The sequence below is a fragment of the Streptomyces sp. SLBN-31 genome (genome assembly GCF_006715395.1).
Classification (GTDB): domain Bacteria; phylum Actinomycetota; class Actinomycetes; order Streptomycetales; family Streptomycetaceae; genus Streptomyces.
Genome location: NZ_VFNC01000001.1, coordinates 3,319,256 through 3,333,892, shown reverse-complemented (window position 1 = coordinate 3,333,892; position 14,637 = coordinate 3,319,256). Strand labels below are relative to the sequence as shown.

Sequence of the window (14,637 nt, the reverse complement as noted above, 5' to 3'; positions counted from 1 at the left end):
TCATGTGGCAATAATTGCCTGGTGGCCTGCCGACCTGCGGGCCGCAGCGCCCGGCAGCAGGGAGACGATGCAGGTGGCGGAGCACGACACGGCCCCCGAGGCGGCCAAGGAGCTGGGCGCCTTCCTGGAACGGCGCCGTGAGCAGATCGCCCAGCGCTGGGCGGACGCCGCCCTGTTCCGCACGGTCTTCACCATCTCCCGGGACGAGGTGGTCGAGGCGTGCAAGGCCGTGGTGGACGCGCTCGCCGACGTGGCCCGCTCCGGTCGGCTGGAGGACGTCGCGGCTCCCGGCTTCGACACCGTGCGCGACCAGCTCGGCCGGATGTCCACCTCCCGCGCTCAGGCCGGATTCGGCCCGGTGCACATCGACGGCGAGGTCGTCGGCCTGCGTGAGCCGGTGACCGCCATGCTGCGCGCCGAGTTCGCCGACGCGGCGGACCCGGACGTCCACGCCCGCACGCTCGCCCTGACGGTCCTGATGGGCACGCTCCGCCTGGTGGTGACGGACACGACCGTGCACGCGGGCCAGGAGCTGATCGCCCGCCAGCGCCAGCAGCTGCTGGAGATCGGCACCCTGGACAGCGCCCGCAGCCAGGTCGTGATGGAGAGTCTGCTGGAAGCGATCGTGGACCAGCGGGCCTCCTGCGCCATCCTCGACATCACCGGCGTGCCGACGGTCGACTCGCTCGTGGCCCAGCACCTGATGAAGACGGTCGCCGCGGCCCGGCTGATGGGTGCGGACTGCATCGTCTCCGGAATCCGCCCCGCCATCGCCCAGACCATCGTCCGCCTCGGTATCGACCTCGGATCGATCCTCACGCGGGCCACGCTCGCCGACGCCCTGGCGCACGCCCTCGGCCGGCAGGACCCGTCGTTCCCGCACGACGCGCCGTCGTCGGAGCGAGCCCGCGGTGACCGGCTTCTCCGCCGCCCGCCCGGCGCCGGTGCCCGTACTGGCGCTGGGAGACATCCTCCTGGTCACCCTGCAGGGGGACCTGTACGACGGCGCGGCCGAGCAACTCCAGCACGACATCACGCACCGCATCGCCGCCGGCCCCGCGCGGGTGGGCGGCGTGGTGATCGACATCTCCGGTGTGGAGATCGTCGACTCCTTCCTCGGTCGCATCCTGGCCGAGATCGCCGCGAGCGCGCGCCTGCTGGCCGCACGGACCGTCCTGGCCGGCATGCGCCCGGCCGTGGCCATCACCCTGGTCGAGCTCGGCCTGACCCTTCCCGGTCTGGTCACCGCCCTCAGCGCAGAGGACGCCCTGGCCCTGCTGGGCCGCACGTCCTCCGCCGCCCCGCCCTCTCACCCGGAAGAGGGTGCGTGATGCATGCCCGAACCGCCTCGACCTCCCGCCTGCCCATCACCTCGGACTCCGACCTGGCCTGGGTCCGCCAACACGTGCGCCAGGCCGCTGCAGAGGCCGGCTTCAACCTCGTCCAGCAGACGAAACTGGTGACAGCGACCAGCGAACTGGCCCGCAACACCCTCGTCCACGGCGGCGGCGGCCACATGGAGGCCACACCGCTCCGGGAGGGCTTGGCCCGTGGACTCCGCCTGTCGTTCGTCGACAGCGGCCCCGGCATCCGGGACCCGGAGCTGGCCATGACCGACGGCTACAGCACCGGCGGCGGCCTGGGCACGGGCCTGAGCGGCGCCAAGCGGCTGGTGCAGGAGTTCACCCTCGAAAGCCGCCCCGGGCACGGCACCACCGTGACGATCACCGACTGGGTCTCCGGCGTGCCCTCCCCCCGGACGGGTGCGCCATGACCAGGGTGTGGGACATCCCGGTCCAGGACAGCACCAGGATCCGGGACGTCCGCGTCGCCGCCGAGGCCGCCAGCACCCACGCGGGACTGGACCCGCACGCCACCGCGGTCGCCGCCCTGGTGGCCACCGAACTGGCCAGCAACCTCGTCAAACACGCCGTCGGCGGCCGCATCTCCGCCGGCCACCCGCCCGCCGTCGTGCGCGACGCCCACGGCATCGTCCGTGTCCTGGACGCCAAGCCCGGCGTGATGCTCGGCATCCCCCTGCCCTGCGTGTACCCGGACCACTGGGCCGACCTGCCCGCCGGCTCCTCCCTGGTGCTCTACACCGACGGCCTGGTCGAACGGCGGGGCGAAGGCATCGACGCCGGGATCCGACGTCTCCGCCACGCCCTGGAAGCGGTGAGCGCAGCCGAGCTGGAACAGGACCCGGACGCGGCTGCCGACGCCGTGCTCAAGCCCCTCCTGCACGACTGCGAACGCGCCGACGACGTCTGCCTGCTGCCGTGCCACACCGTGCAGCCCCCCGCGCCGAGCCGGCCCGCCGGGGCGGACCGGTCCCCCGTCCATCACGAACCCCCTGGGAACCGGCCCTCTCGCGGTAGCGTGGAGGTCACCAGGCGAGAGGGTGAATGCCGTGAACGCACCTGAACCGTCGGCGGAAGCCCTGCTGCGCGCCGCCCCGCCGCACGCGCTGGTCGCCACCGCCCGCCGTCTGCTCGCCGAGCGGGTCGGCGCCCAGGAGGTGACCCTGCTGCTGGCCGACTACGGCCTGACCGTTCTGCAGCCGGTCACCCACCTGCCGCACACCGACGCGCCCGTTCCGGCCGACGAGGGGCCCGCGGGCAGCGCCTTCGTCACCCAGAAGCCGGTCGTCGAAGTCCTGGACGAGCCGTCCGGCCATCTGGTGCACCTGCCCATCACCGTGCGCGGCGACCGCATGGGCGTCCTCTCGGTGCGGCTGCCCGCGCAGACCGTCGCCCCGGACTCCGTGCTCCAACTCGGCGACTTCGCCACGGCACTTGGGCACGAGGTCACCACCGCCGGCCGCGACACCGACCTCTACCTCCAGGCCCGCCGCACCCGGCGCCTCACGCTCGCCGCCGAGATGCAGTGGCAGCTCCTGCCCGGCCGGGGCTGCGCCCGCCGGGAGTACATCATCGGCGCCCATCTCGAACCCGCCTACGCCATCGGCGGCGACAACTTCGACTGGTCCACCAGCGCCGACCACCTCACCCTCACCGTCACCGACGGCATGGGCCAGGGCATAGACGCCTCCCTGCTCACCAGTCTCACGGTCAGCGCCCTGCGCAACGCCCGCCGAGCCGGCATCGGCCTCGCCGATCAGGCGGCCCTGGCCGACCAGGCCGTCTTCGCCCAGTACGGCGGCAAGGCCTACGCCTCCACGCTGTTGCTGCACTTCGATCTGGACACCGGCATCGTGCACGCCGTGGACGCGGGCTCCCCCCAGCTGTTCCGCCAGCGCGGCGGCCACACCGAGCGCATCGAACTGGACGCCCAACTGCCGCTCGGCATGTTCGAGGAGACCCTCTACGAGGAGCAGACCTTCCACGTCGAGCCCGGCGACCGTCTCATCGCCGTCAGCAGCGGTGTGCACGGCACCCGCTCCGCGGCAGGCGACCTCTTCGGCGAACGGGTCCTGCGCCAGGTCCTGGGCGCCACCCGCAGCACGGAGCCGCACGAGGCGGCACGCGCGGTCGTCGCCGGCCTCATCGAGCACTACGGCAGCAAGGATCTGCTCTCCGACGCCGCCGTGGTCTGTCTCGACTGGAACGGCCGCCGCTGATCCCCACACGTCACAGGGCGGGGCCGCCGGCCTCCTTGTCGACACCCTCCTGAGCGCTCCGGAACGCGCTCAGCCCCGCGCTCAGCGCCGCCCGCTCGTCGGACGTCATGGCCTTGAGGGCCGCGGCGAGCGCCTGCGCCCTGCGCGCGGCCACTTCGTTGAGCACCTGCCGGCCGCGCCCGGTGAGGACCAGCTGGACCTCACGCCGCTTGAGCGGGTGCAGCATGCGCTCCAGCAGCCCGGCCGCTTCCAGGCGGTCGCACAGGCGGCTGGCCGTCGGCAGCCCTATGTCCATGCCCTCGGCCAGGGCCGTGAGATTGAGGCCCGGCTCCGCCTCCAGGATCCGCAGGGCCCGCAGCTGGTGCGGCGAGAGCCTCAGGCTGGCTCCCTGCGCGGCCACCGTCCACAGATGCGCCAGACCGTCCACGGCATCGGCGATCTCCAGCGCAACAGACAGGGGTTCAGCACCCCGTCCGCTCGTCTGGTCGTCCCCCCAGCCACTGAGACGAGTCACTCGCACATCACTTTCAGTAATTTCCTGGTTATACGGATTCCAGCCCCATTCAAACGCGGTACCCGAAGAACCGTCGAACAAGCACATCCCCGGCGGTGCCACTCCACCGGACCATCCCATCCGCACACGGTCTTCATACCGCCTCCTCCGCTCCCGGCGTCGAGCCCGCCGGACCGACCCGGCTCGACCGAAGGAGTGCGTCCGGAAGCGGGGCGCGCCGGTGCCGCCCGCTCGCGACGGACGGCGGGCAGATGCGGCCCACGAGGCGATCGGCCGCCGGACGGCGCGCGCGAAACGATTTTTCGGCCGTCGCCGTACCTCGGCACAGAGAAGGCTCGGCTCCGGGAGACGGCCGTGATCCGAGGGAGCGCACAACCGCGGGCGGCCGGAGTTTGCACATTATCCGACCTTTGCTCAGGCCCTTGCCCGACCCTGGCACGCCGCAGCCAACAGGTGCCACGGCCGCTTCCCGGCCGGGCTCCCGACGGGCCCGGCCGCACGGAAGGGAAGCGGGATGCCTGCCGCGCACCCTGGGGGCCGCTCTGCTGTGCCGACTCGGCGGCACGTGGCCGACCTGGTGCACCGTGGTACGCGTCGTCCCGCCCTTCACCGCGCACGCGTGGATCGAGGCCGAAGGACATCCCGTGGGAGAGGGCGTGCCGGAGGGCTACTTCGCCCGACTGGTGGCCGTCGGCCCGGTGTCACCCTCGACGGACCGATGACCGGCACGCCGGCCCGGCCCGCCGGTCGGGCCGACGCGACCTGTGGCGACAGGTCGACCCGGACGGCGGTGGCGACGATGTACCGGCTGACCGCCGGACACCGCGGCGCCATCGCCGTGGGACGGGGGGCATCGCCCTGCACCCCGGGGCGGTGTCGGCGTACCGCTCGCTGCACGGGTGAACCGGCGACCGCGCCTCCGGTACCGGGAGGCGCGGAAGGAACCGGCTCTTCAGTGGCTCGGAACCGTCGCCTGGCGGGTGGCCGGGGCCGCTTCGTGCCGGCCGTCGGTGCCGAGCGCCTGCAGGATCTCCTCGACGCTCTGCTTCGCGTCGCCGAAGAGCATGCTGCTGTTCTCGCGGAAGAACAGGGGGTTCTGCACGCCCGCGTAGCCGGATGCCATGGAGCGCTTGAAGACGACGACCTGTTCGGCCTCCCAGACCCGCAGCACCGGCATGCCGGCGATCGGGCTGCTCGGGTCGTCGGTCGCCGCCGGGTTGACGGTGTCGTTGGCGCCGATGACCAGGACGACCGAGGTGTCGGCGAAGTCGTCGTTGATCTCGTCCATCTCCAGGACGATGTCGTAGGGCACCTTCGCCTCGGCGAGCAGCACGTTCATGTGCCCGGGCAGCCGTCCGGCGACGGGATGGACGCCGAACCGGACCTCGACGCCCCGCTCGCGCAGCCGCCGCGTCAACTCCGCGACGGGGTGCTGAGCCTGGGCGACGGCCATGCCGTAGCCCGGAGTGATGATCACCGAGCGGGCCTGGGCGAGCATCTCGGCCGCCTCCGCGGCCCGCACCTCGCGGTGCTCGCCGTGCTCCTCCTCGCCACCGGACGGCGCCTCGATGCCGAAGCCGCCCGCGATGACGGAGAGGAAGGACCGGTTCATCGCCTTGCACATGATGTACGACAGGTAGGCACCGGAGGAGCCCACCAGCGCGCCGGTGACGATGAGCAGGTTGTTGTCCAGCAGGAAGCCGGCCGCGGCCGCCGCCCAGCCCGAGTAGCTGTTCAGCATCGAGACGACGACCGGCATGTCGCCGCCGCCGATCGAGGCGACCAGGTGCCAGCCGAGGGCCAGCGCCAGCACGGTCACCGCGACCATCAGGGGCAGGCTCGGGCTGATGGTGAACCAGGCGGTCAACGCGACGAACGCCGCGAGCGCGCCGATGTTCAGTGCGTTCTTGCCCGGCAGCATCAGGGGACGGGACTTGATGCGCGCGGAGAGCTTCAGGAAGGCGACGATCGAGCCGGTGAAGGTGACCGCGCCGATGAAGATGCCGATGAACACCTCGGCGTGGTGGATGCCCAGCAGGTCGGCGCCGACCTCGGTCTGCGCCGATCCGTGGGACTCCACCTCCAGGTAGCTGTTCCAGCCCACCAGCACCGCGGCGAGGCCGACGAAGCTGTGCAGGACGGCGATCAGTTCGGGCATCTGCGTCATCTCGACGCGGCGGGCCCGCCACAGGCCCGTCGCCGCGCCGAGCGCCATCGCCAGCACGATCAGCGCGACCGCTCCGGCGGTGATGCTCTGCGCCGCCACGACCACGGTGGCGACCAAAGCGAGGGCCATGCCGGCGATGCCGTAGACGACGCCGGCGCGGGAGGTGCGGTGCTGGGAGAGGCCGGCCAGGCTCAGGATGAACAGCAGGGCGGCGACCAGGTCGGCCGCGTGGGAGGCCGTCAGGGAGGTCATCTCGGCTCAGCCTTTCGAGAACATGGACAGCATGCGGCGGGTGACGGCGAAGCCTCCGAAGATGTTGACGCTCGTCAGCAGGATCGCCACGAAGGACAGCGTGGTGACGATCCAGCTCTCGTGGCCGATCTGCAGCAGGGCGCCGATCACGACGATTCCGGAGATCGCGTTGGTCACCGACATCAGCGGGGTGTGCAGCGCGTGGTGCACCTTGCCGATGACGTAGTAGCCGATCACCACCGCCAGTGCGAACACCGTGAAGTTCCCGGCGAGTTGAGCGGGTGCGAAGGCGACCAGGAGGAACATCGCGAGCATGCCGAGCCCGATCAGGCCGAAGCGCCGCGCGGGCGTCAGCGCGGACCGCTTCGGTTCGGGCGCTTCGGGGGCGGGAGCGGGCTGCGCGGCGGGGGCGGCGGAGACCGCGACGGGCGGCGGCGGCCAGGTGACGTCACCGTCGCGTACGACGGTGACGGCCCGCTGCACGACGTCGTCGAAGTCGATCGTCAGCTGCCCGTCTTTGTCGGGGGTGAGCAGCTTCAGCAGGTTCACCAGGTTGGTGCCGAACAACTGGGAGGCCTGGGCGGGGAGTCGGGAGGCGAGGTCGGTGTAGCCGATGATGGTGACGCCGTTGTCGGTGACCACCGTCCGCCCCGCCACCGTGCCCTCGACGTTGCCGCCCATCGCGGCGGCCATGTCGACGACGACGCTGCCCGGCTTCATCGCGGCCACGTCCGCGGCCGTCAGCAGGCGCGGCGCCGGGCGGCCCGGGATCAGCGCCGTGGTGATGACGATGTCCACGTCCTTGGCCTGCTCGTGGTAGAGCTCGGCGGCGGCGCGGTCGTAGTCGGCGGACGTCGCCTTGGCGTAGCCGTCGGTGCTCGCCTCCTGGTCGACGTTCACCGGCAGGTACTCGCCGCCCAGCGACTTCACCTGGTCGGCGACCTCCGGCCGCGGGTCGGTGGCGCGGACGACCGCGCCGAGGCTGGAGGCGGCGCCGATCGCCGCGAGGCCGGCCACGCCCGCGCCGGCCACCAGCACCTTGGCCGGCGGCACCTTGCCGGCCGCGGTGACCTGGCCGGTGAAGAACCGTCCGAAAACGTGCGCGGCCTCGATGACCGCGCGGTAGCCGGCGATGTTCGCCATCGACGACAGCACGTCCATCGACTGGGCCCGCGAGATGCGGGGCACCGCGTCCAGCGCCAGAGCGGTCACGCCGGCGCCCGCGAGCGCCTGGAGCAGTTCGGGTTTCTGAGCGGGGCTCAGCAGGGCCACCACGGTCGCGTGCCGCCGCAGCCGGCGGATCTCGGCGTCGGAGGGGGCGTTCACCTTCAGGACGACGTCGGCGTCCCAGGCCTCGCCGATCCCCGCGCCGGCATCGGCGTAGGCCTGGTCGTCGAAGCCTGAGGCCTCGCCTGCCCCGGACTCGACGACGACCTCGTAGCCGAGGCCCAGCAGCAGCCGTACCGTCGCCGGGGTCGCCGCGACCCGCGTCTCCCCGGAGACGGACTCGGCCACGACGCCGACGCGGCGCGGGGGGTGGTGTGAGCGTTCTTGAGCAGACATGTCCTGTATCTCTCGTCAAGGGAGGGTGCGAAAGGGAGATCTGCGCTCGGGGGGTTACGACGTCCTGCCCCGTGATCGCTGGAACCTAACCCGTCGGACGAGCACCGGCCAACGTCAACAGACGGTGACTTGCTTCACCTTGCGCTATCGGCCGAAAGAGATAGGACAACTCGAGAAGGCCCGTGAATGGGCGCCGACCGTGAGGTCGGGACGCCGGTGTGACCACCGTCACCCCCCTCTCATACCTACTGGTCGGTATGCTGCCTCGAGCCGCACACGACAGGAGGCGCGATGTCCGCGACCAACCGCCAGATCCGCTTGGCCGCCCGCCCGACGGGTGACGTCAAGGCTGAGGACTGGGAGCACCGTTCCGCCCCCGTCGAGGAGCCCGGCCCCGGCCGCTTCGCGGGCCGTACGCGTTTCATCTCGCTGGATCCGGCGATGCGGGGCTGGCTGGACGACCGCCCCTCCTACCTGCCACCCGTGGGCATCGGCGAGGTGATGCGGGCCGGTTCGGTCATCGAGGTCACCGCCTCGAACCACCCCGACTTCCAGCCGGGCGACCACGTGGTCGGCACCTTCGGCGTGCAGGAGTACGTCGTCTCCGACGGCAAGGGCGCCATGCGGATCGACACTTCCCTCGCCCCGCCCTCGACATACCTCGGCGCACTGGGCATGTCCGGTATGACCGCCTACTTCGGGCTCCTGGACGTCGGTGAACTGAAGGAGGGCGAGACCGTCGTGGTGTCCGGAGCGGCCGGAGCCGTCGGCACCATGGCCGGCCAGATCGCCAAGGCCAAGGGCTGCCGGGTGGTGGGCATCGCCGGAGGCCCGGAGAAGTGCGCCCTGCTCGTCGACGAGCTCGGATTCGACGCGGCGATCGACTACCGCGCCGAGGACGTCAGGAAGGCGCTGAAGCAGCACGCTCCCGACGGCATCGACGTCTACTTCGACAACGTCGGAGGCGACATCCTCGACGCCGCCCTGACCCGCCTGGCGATGCACGGGCGCGTCGTGATCTGCGGAGCGATCAGCCAGTACAACAACACCGCACCGGTCAAGGGCCCCTCCAACTACCTCTCGCTGCTGGTGCGCCGCGCCCGCATGGAGGGCTTCGTCGTCTTCGACTACGCCAAGCGCTTCCCGCAGGCCGCCCAGGACATCGCCGCCTGGATCGGCACCGGCCGCGTCAAGGTCAAGGAACACGTGGTCGGCGGAACAGTGGACGACTTCCCCGAGGTCCTGCAGATGCTCTTCCGAGGGGAGAACGTCGGCAAGCTCGTGCTGGAACTCGCCTGACGAGGGTGTGGAGCACGGCTCAGCGGGACGCCGTGAGCGCGCCTCGATGGTCGCGCACCACGTCGGCGTACACCCTCGCGCCCGGCTTCGGGTGGCGCTGGAACGTCGCGCGGTCCACCTCGTACAGGCCCAGTTGAGCGCCGTAGCCGAAGATCCACTCGAAGTTGTCCAGAAGGATCCAGCGGCAGTAGCCGAGGGAGGGCGTTCCGGTCCCTGCCTCGGCTAGCCGGGGGCGATCACCGTGCCCATGCCGTTGAGTTCGCCGTCGACCACGACCTCCCCGTCGGGGCCGTGAACGCCGAGGACCTCCTGTGGCAGCCCGACCTGCAACAGGGCAAGCGCTCACAGAACGGCGCCCACAACGTCCGCTACCGCAACCGCATCAAGGCGGACGCCCTGCACACCCTGCGCCGGCTCATCTCCACCCACGCGCCCTGGCTGCGCGTGCGCTACGCCTTCTGACCTTCGTCAGGGAGCAGGGAAGGCGAGGCGTACGTCGTAGCGGGTCTCGGCGTGCCGGAGGGCCGGGACGAGCGTGCGCCGCAGGACGCGGATCTCGCGGGCGTGGGCCTTGAGGAACTGAGTCCGCAGTCGTTCACGGGCGGGTTCGCGGACGGCTTCGACCGGACGCATGCACGTCGCGTACGCACGGCCGAGCTCGCGGCTCTCGCGGGACAGTTGGGAGGGAGCGGCGGTCTGCATCCGAGCGTCGGCGAGGGCGAAGAAGCCGTTCTCGTCACGGACCCGGATGCCGTGTCCGGCGAGACAGGTCGGCAGCGCGCGAAGGGCCTTGACGGTGGCCGGGTCGTGGCGCAGGGAGACGAGTTCGGTGAACCACCGTTGCTGGAGCGGGGCGTACAGGTCGCGCAGGGCGCCGGCCGCGGACTTCCCCTCGGCGCCGCATTCGCGCAGTACGGCGGGGCCGGCGGGCCGGGTCGCGGACGCGTCCGGGGTCGGGGTGGGCACGGCGGCGCTCTCGCTGGTGCCGTGCCGGGCGATGAAGTCCAGGTCGGGGATCTCGAAGAACCGGATGAACGCGAGCGGGACCTGCCGGGGCACGGCGGCGCCGCGCTCGGCCGCACACGAGGCCGTGGCGGCACGCGACACCTGCTGCACGAAGACGTCCAGCCCCTGGGTCCAGCGTGTTTCGGCACCGGTCGCCGGCAGGGCCAGGCGGACGGGGTCGGCGGGCAGGGTGAGGCTGAGGTGGGCAGGGGTGACGGACCGCGCCGGACCGCCGGCCGCCGCCACGTCGGCCGAGTGCGGGGCGGGGTCGGCCGAGCAGGCGGTGAGCAGGACCGCGGCGACCGCGACCGCGGCGCGGATCGGGAGCCGGAGTCGGTGCGTCGGGCGGGCCATCCGGAACTGTCCTCTCCTTGGCCGGCGGGGGTGCCGTCGGCGCATGCCCCGGCACCCCCGCGTGGCGACGGCGTACTCAGTGGGTGATGTGGACCGTGTCGCCGCCGTCGTAGTAACTGGCCACCGTGAACGGGGTGTTGTCACGGACATCGGTGCACAGCCAGTACGTGGAGTCGCTGACGCTGTGGCTGCCGTCGGAAGCCCAGACGTAGCCCTTGTTGCACGTGTTCCAGACACCGCTGGAGTTGCGGAGCCGGCCGGCGTAACGGTCGCCGAGAGTGGACGTGGAGTCGTCGGAGTAGGTGAGGTTGAGGTCGCCGCAGCTGCTGGTGGACGACTTGTAGCGGATCGTGCCGACGCCCTCGTAGGCACCCGTGGTCAGCGTCGAGGTCACGCAGGCCTGCGGTGCGGCCGACGCGGCGGGTGCGAAGGCCACGTAGGTCCCCGCGGAGGCGAGGGCGAGCGCGGCCGCGACGATGGCTCGTTTCATGAATCCCCCAACTGTGGTTGCCCCGGGACGGAAAGGTCGGTCCGCCCGGTGACATCGGTTCAGAAGTGGTACGCGGCACACGCTCGCAGAGCCGTACAGAACCGGGCCATCACCTTCGAACAAGCTCGAAAATCCGTGGCAGGGCTGTGGAAGCCGCTACTCCGTCGCTACCGGTGGGGCTGCTGTGATGACCGGGAAGAGGCAGGGCCGTCCGGTGCCGCCGAGGCGCGCCGGGCGCCTGGCTGGAACCCGGGACGGAGCACCGCGGCGCCGAGAGGAGTCAGCGTGTGCAGCACGGTGTTGCGGTAGCGCCGGCTGGTCGTCAGACCCGCGTCGCGCAGTACGGACGTGTGGTGGGTGACGGTGGCGGGCGAGACCCCCAGGAACCGGGCCAGTTCGGACGTCGTCGCGCCCAGGGCGAGGGCGCGGAGAGCGGCGGCGCGGGTCTTGCCCAGCAGCGCGACCAGGGAGGCGTCGGACGGAGCCGCCAAGGCCGGTGACCGGGAGCGGTGCAGTGGGTAGACCAGGACCGGCTGCAGGCTGTCGTCGACCAGGGTGACGGGCATCTGCCAGCAGAAATAGGAGGGGATCAGGCGCAGGCCGCGGCCCCGGAGATGGATGTCGCGATCTTCGACGTAGTCGATCCGCAGAACGGGCGGGTCCCAGCGCACGGCGGGCGTCAGCCCGCCCAGCAGTCCGTCGATGCCGGCGTCGAGGGTCTGGCGGGCGCGCAGCGCGTGCTCACCGGCGAGCCGGGCGGAGATGGTGTCGTGGTGCGGCGCGATGACGGCCTCGTGATAGGCGCCGAGCAGTTTCACGAACTCGTCGCGGGTGTGACGTTCCGGCAGCCTACCGACCCAGTCGGGGGCGCCGTTGACCTCGTCGAGCCGCTGCACCTCCCGCGCCACCCGGGCGGGCGGGGCGTCACGGATCGCCTCCAGGCCCCGCTGAAGTCCGTCCGAGGACTCCAGCGGGGTCAGGAAGTCGGGGAAGTAGCGGGCTCTGGGCAGTACGGGGATGAGCAGTCTGCGTACGGCCGCGTCGAGCCCTCTGCCGATCAGGGCCTCCCGTGCGCCGCGGTACCAGTCCGCGTAGGCCCAGCGTCCGCGCGTCGTCTGGAAGCGGTGCAGGCTGCCGACGATCTCCCAGAGAGGATCGGGGGTCCTCGTCAGCCGGATGCGCGCGAATCCTCGGGCGCGAAGTGAATGCGCAGCATGTTCTTGTCCCTCTCCCCCGTCGGCCGTCACCCTCCTCGGTAAGCAGCCTTGCGACGCCGGCCACAGAAGGCAACGCACCTATTCGGACGGCGCCTGCCGTCACAGCGGGTGTCGGCGCGGGACGCCGTCGCGCACGGCGCTCACTGTGCCGCTTCGCGTGCGCGCAGGTGCTGTTTCAGCCACTGCTCGGTGTTGCTGAAGTGCAGCAGTGCCGCGGCCTGGCTGAGGGCGATGTCACGGGCGGACAGGGCGTTGAAGATCGCCTCGTGCTCGGCGAGGGTACGGTCCGCGGCCCGGGAGTCGACCAGACCCCGCCAGACGCGGGCGCGCAGGGTACGGCCGGATATGCCTTCCAGCAGGGTGAGGAGGGTTTCGTTGCCGGTGGCCGAGATGACCGCGCGGTGGAAGGCGGCGTCATGGGCGTTGAGCTGTTCGACGTCGTCTCGGGCTTCACGCATTGCGCTCGAATGCCGCTCGATGTCGGCGAGTTGGTCGTCGGAGATCCGGGTGGCCGCCAGTGCCGTGGCGACCGGCCCCAGAAGCCGCCGCACCTCCATGAGGTCCCGCAGGGCCACCGAGTCGCCCTGCAGCAGTTCCACCGCACCACCGAGCCCCTCCAGGAGCAGGCTCGGCTGAAGGCTCGTCACATACGTGCCGTCACCGCGCCGCACTTCCAGCACCCGGGCGACGGCCAACGCCTTGACCGCTTCACGGGCGAGGTTGCGGGAGAGCCCCAACCGGGCGGCCAGGTCCGGCTCCGGTGGCAGTTTCGACCCCGGGGGGCAGGGCACCGCTCCGGATCAGTTCCCGGATCTGCTCGATGGCCTTGTCCGTCAGAGACACCGCGCATTCCTCCCACCCCGCCGGCACGCACTGATCACGGGTTCAGCGTCGCATCCGGCGGGGCGCTCGTGTTCGGGAACGCGAATCCGGATCTTCGCGGGGGCGCTCGCACAGCGGCGAGGTCTGCTCGCCCGGACCGACTCCGGCTCCCGACACCGATGGGCGGATCCTTATCGTTCGAGGAAACGCCGTCCGCGCGAAGGTTCGAGAACAATTCGCCACGGTTCGCCACCCCTTCCGCCAGGTGCAAATATCGACCAGCATGAATGTGCCGGGCCTGGCCGCCCCGGCTGCGTGGAGGATGTCCGCCCGCTTGCGTGGCGGAGGAAACTCGGAGGACGACCATGCAGACCGCCATGCGGCAGGCCACGGAGTGGCTCGCGGCCGCTGCGACAGATCCACGCGAGTGCAAGCGCCAGTGGCACAGCGAGACAGGCATCGCCGTGCTGGCCTGCGGCCGGTTCTGGGACGTACTGAGCGTGCCCGAGGAACTCGCCATGCCTGCCCTGGACGCACTGCTGGGCATCCCACAGCCACCCGGCCCCGCGCTCGCGGACGCCTGTGCCCGCCGGGTGGCCTTCTTCCTGCCGCCCGATCCCACGGGCCGCTGGATCGGTGCGGGTATCCGTTACTCGGGCAAGGGCGCCTGGATCGCGGTCCCCGCGCCGAACCGTACCGTCGGGCGGCTGCGCTGGCTGATCCCGCCCAACGGCACCGGCGCCCTCTTCGTGCCGGCCGCCGTGGAACTGGCCCTGCAACTGGCCCTCGGCCGACTCTCCTCGCAAGCCCCTACGAGACGCAGATGCCCGACGTGCGGAGCGTCGACGCCCGAAGGCCGTCTCCCTTCCGCGGATACGGTCGTCGGACACCGGCCGACCGCGACGCAGGACCCGGCAGGGCCGTGACGTCGCGGGCGTCCGGCAGTGTCAGCGCCATGACAGCTTGTCGGTACGATGCCTTGCGGGCAGCTCGGCGGCGCGCTCCCTGCGACCCGCGCGCGGCGGACCGGCGAACTGCGCCGTGACCGTGGGGCCGATGGCCGTGAGCAGCATCCACTGGGGGTCCCGGACCCCCGGGACCATGCGGCCGCGAGCGCGCCACTCCCTGAGCAGAGCGGCGTAGATCGGCGGATCCTCCTGCGGCGCCGCGAGATGTGTGCCGTAGGACGTCTGCTGTTCCTCGTCCTCTGGGGCGAGGACTCCGGTGGTCACGGTGCGGTCCATGCTGAGGCAACGCGTCCGCGCGGAAAGTGGTACGTCTTCGGTCGGGTATGGCCCCATCGGATGAGACGGTGTCCCTCGTTCGGGGCCATGTGCTTGTCCGACGAGATAGTTATCGCCGTTGCGCCTCGGC

The 14,637-nt window shown here is 71.5% G+C and carries 16 protein-coding genes and 2 pseudogenes; 9 read left to right on the top strand and 9 right to left on the bottom strand.

Annotated elements, in window-relative coordinates; translation table 11 throughout:
* Nucleotides 1–67: 67 nt before the first annotated feature.
* The 5 genes and pseudogenes from FBY22_RS15370 to FBY22_RS15350 all read left to right on the top strand — a co-directional run bounded on the left by FBY22_RS15370 (nucleotide 68) and on the right by FBY22_RS15350 (nucleotide 3,580).
* Nucleotides 68–915 (top strand): annotated as a pseudogene (locus FBY22_RS15370) (STAS domain-containing protein).
* Nucleotides 912–1,331 carry an STAS domain-containing protein gene (locus FBY22_RS15365; RefSeq protein ID WP_142145967.1) on the top strand — a complete coding sequence of 140 codons (420 nt, stop codon included), beginning with the start codon at nucleotides 912–914 and terminating at the stop codon, nucleotides 1,329–1,331. Before FBY22_RS15370 ends, FBY22_RS15365 begins: the two are co-directional and overlap by 4 nt.
* Nucleotides 1,331–1,774, top strand: coding sequence for an anti-sigma regulatory factor (locus tag FBY22_RS15360; RefSeq protein WP_142147678.1), 444 nt, complete (start codon nucleotides 1,331–1,333; stop codon nucleotides 1,772–1,774). Before FBY22_RS15365 ends, FBY22_RS15360 begins: the two co-directional genes overlap by 1 nt.
* Nucleotides 1,771–2,424 (top strand): PP2C family protein-serine/threonine phosphatase, encoded by a 654-nt coding sequence (locus FBY22_RS15355; protein ID WP_142145965.1) that lies wholly within the window; start codon nucleotides 1,771–1,773, stop codon nucleotides 2,422–2,424. The genes FBY22_RS15360 and FBY22_RS15355 overlap by 4 nt, the downstream gene beginning before the upstream one ends.
* Nucleotides 2,402–3,580, top strand: a complete 1,179-nt coding sequence (locus tag FBY22_RS15350; RefSeq protein ID WP_174267155.1) for a PP2C family protein-serine/threonine phosphatase — start codon at nucleotides 2,402–2,404, stop codon at nucleotides 3,578–3,580. The genes FBY22_RS15355 and FBY22_RS15350 overlap by 23 nt, the downstream gene beginning before the upstream one ends.
* A 10-nt stretch (nucleotides 3,581–3,590) precedes the next feature.
* Here FBY22_RS15350 and FBY22_RS15345 read toward each other — a convergent pair whose 3' ends face one another.
* A complete protein-coding gene (locus FBY22_RS15345) occupies nucleotides 3,591–4,094 on the bottom strand; it encodes a MarR family winged helix-turn-helix transcriptional regulator (protein WP_142145962.1) in 504 nt (167 codons plus the stop codon).
* A gap of 251 nt (nucleotides 4,095–4,345) precedes the next feature.
* Between FBY22_RS15345 and FBY22_RS44885 the strand changes: the two genes are divergently transcribed.
* Complete coding sequence (locus FBY22_RS44885) at nucleotides 4,346–4,816, top strand: lasso peptide biosynthesis B2 protein (RefSeq protein WP_260844853.1); 471 nt, start codon at nucleotides 4,346–4,348, stop codon at nucleotides 4,814–4,816.
* Nucleotides 4,817–5,046: 230 nt separating this feature from the next.
* On the opposite strand, the gene pntB is transcribed toward FBY22_RS44885, so the two are convergent.
* Both pntB and FBY22_RS15330 read right to left on the bottom strand, forming a co-directional pair.
* Complete coding sequence (gene pntB, locus FBY22_RS15335; protein WP_174267154.1) at nucleotides 5,047–6,513, bottom strand: Re/Si-specific NAD(P)(+) transhydrogenase subunit beta; 1,467 nt, start codon at nucleotides 6,511–6,513, stop codon at nucleotides 5,047–5,049.
* A gap of 6 nt (nucleotides 6,514–6,519) precedes the next feature.
* Nucleotides 6,520–8,076 carry a Re/Si-specific NAD(P)(+) transhydrogenase subunit alpha gene (locus FBY22_RS15330; protein WP_142145960.1) on the bottom strand — a complete coding sequence of 519 codons (1,557 nt, stop codon included), beginning with the start codon at nucleotides 8,074–8,076 and terminating at the stop codon, nucleotides 6,520–6,522.
* 291 nt (nucleotides 8,077–8,367) lie between these two features.
* Between FBY22_RS15330 and FBY22_RS15325 the strand changes: the two genes are divergently transcribed.
* The gene (locus FBY22_RS15325; RefSeq protein WP_174267153.1) at nucleotides 8,368–9,375 is read left to right on the top strand and encodes an NADP-dependent oxidoreductase; all 1,008 of its coding nucleotides are present in this window, start codon (nucleotides 8,368–8,370) and stop codon (nucleotides 9,373–9,375) included.
* Nucleotides 9,376–9,394: 19 nt separating this feature from the next.
* Here the strand turns inward: FBY22_RS15325 and FBY22_RS15320 are convergent, their stop codons facing one another.
* Nucleotides 9,395–9,721, bottom strand: a complete 327-nt coding sequence (locus tag FBY22_RS15320; protein ID WP_142145958.1) for a family 1 glycosylhydrolase — start codon at nucleotides 9,719–9,721, stop codon at nucleotides 9,395–9,397.
* Here FBY22_RS15320 and FBY22_RS15315 point away from each other — a divergent pair.
* Nucleotides 9,667–9,837: a hypothetical protein gene (locus tag FBY22_RS15315; RefSeq protein WP_186363014.1), complete on the top strand. Its 171-nt coding sequence runs from the start codon at nucleotides 9,667–9,669 to the stop codon at nucleotides 9,835–9,837. The genes FBY22_RS15320 and FBY22_RS15315 overlap by 55 nt on opposite strands.
* 6 nt (nucleotides 9,838–9,843) lie before the next feature.
* Here FBY22_RS15315 and FBY22_RS15310 read toward each other — a convergent pair whose 3' ends face one another.
* The 4 genes and pseudogenes from FBY22_RS15310 to FBY22_RS15295 form a co-directional block, all read right to left on the bottom strand.
* A complete protein-coding gene (locus tag FBY22_RS15310) occupies nucleotides 9,844–10,734 on the bottom strand; it encodes a hypothetical protein (RefSeq protein WP_142145956.1) in 891 nt (296 codons plus the stop codon).
* 76 nt (nucleotides 10,735–10,810) lie between these two features.
* On the bottom strand, nucleotides 10,811–11,224 hold the full coding sequence (locus FBY22_RS15305; protein WP_142145954.1) for a hypothetical protein: 414 nt from the start codon (nucleotides 11,222–11,224) through the stop codon (nucleotides 10,811–10,813).
* Between the two features lie 167 nt (nucleotides 11,225–11,391).
* Nucleotides 11,392–12,471 (bottom strand): helix-turn-helix domain-containing protein, encoded by a 1,080-nt coding sequence (locus FBY22_RS15300; protein WP_313905399.1) that lies wholly within the window; start codon nucleotides 12,469–12,471, stop codon nucleotides 11,392–11,394.
* A 110-nt stretch (nucleotides 12,472–12,581) separates the two neighbouring features.
* Nucleotides 12,582–13,284: pseudogene (locus FBY22_RS15295) on the bottom strand (FadR/GntR family transcriptional regulator).
* A 344-nt stretch (nucleotides 13,285–13,628) separates the two neighbouring features.
* Between FBY22_RS15295 and FBY22_RS15290 the strand changes: the two are divergent.
* On the top strand, nucleotides 13,629–14,189 hold the full coding sequence (locus FBY22_RS15290) for a hypothetical protein (RefSeq protein ID WP_142145952.1): 561 nt from the start codon (nucleotides 13,629–13,631) through the stop codon (nucleotides 14,187–14,189).
* 21 nt (nucleotides 14,190–14,210) lie between these two features.
* On the opposite strand, the gene FBY22_RS15285 is transcribed toward FBY22_RS15290, so the two are convergent.
* Complete coding sequence (locus tag FBY22_RS15285; RefSeq protein ID WP_142145950.1) at nucleotides 14,211–14,495, bottom strand: hypothetical protein; 285 nt, start codon at nucleotides 14,493–14,495, stop codon at nucleotides 14,211–14,213.
* Nucleotides 14,496–14,637: the final 142 nt, after the last annotated feature.

Bases quoted from the DNA above. Each gene is read 5' to 3' on its own strand.
- FBY22_RS15355 (WP_142145965.1), top strand. From the start codon at position 1,771: ATGACCAGGGTGTGGGACATCCCGGTCCAGGACAGCACCAGGATCCGG.
- FBY22_RS44885 (WP_260844853.1), top strand. From the start codon at position 4,346: ATGCGGCCCACGAGGCGATCGGCCGCCGGACGGCGCGCGCGAAACGAT.
- pntB (WP_174267154.1), bottom strand. From the start codon at position 6,513: ATGACCTCCCTGACGGCCTCCCACGCGGCCGACCTGGTCGCCGCCCTG.
- FBY22_RS15290 (WP_142145952.1), top strand. From the start codon at position 13,629: ATGCAGACCGCCATGCGGCAGGCCACGGAGTGGCTCGCGGCCGCTGCG.
- FBY22_RS15325 (WP_174267153.1), top strand. From the start codon at position 8,368: ATGTCCGCGACCAACCGCCAGATCCGCTTGGCCGCCCGCCCGACGGGT.
- FBY22_RS15330 (WP_142145960.1), bottom strand. From the start codon at position 8,076: ATGTCTGCTCAAGAACGCTCACACCACCCCCCGCGCCGCGTCGGCGTC.
- FBY22_RS15360 (WP_142147678.1), top strand. From the start codon at position 1,331: ATGCATGCCCGAACCGCCTCGACCTCCCGCCTGCCCATCACCTCGGAC.
- FBY22_RS15305 (WP_142145954.1), bottom strand. From the start codon at position 11,224: ATGAAACGAGCCATCGTCGCGGCCGCGCTCGCCCTCGCCTCCGCGGGG.
- FBY22_RS15310 (WP_142145956.1), bottom strand. From the start codon at position 10,734: ATGGCCCGCCCGACGCACCGACTCCGGCTCCCGATCCGCGCCGCGGTC.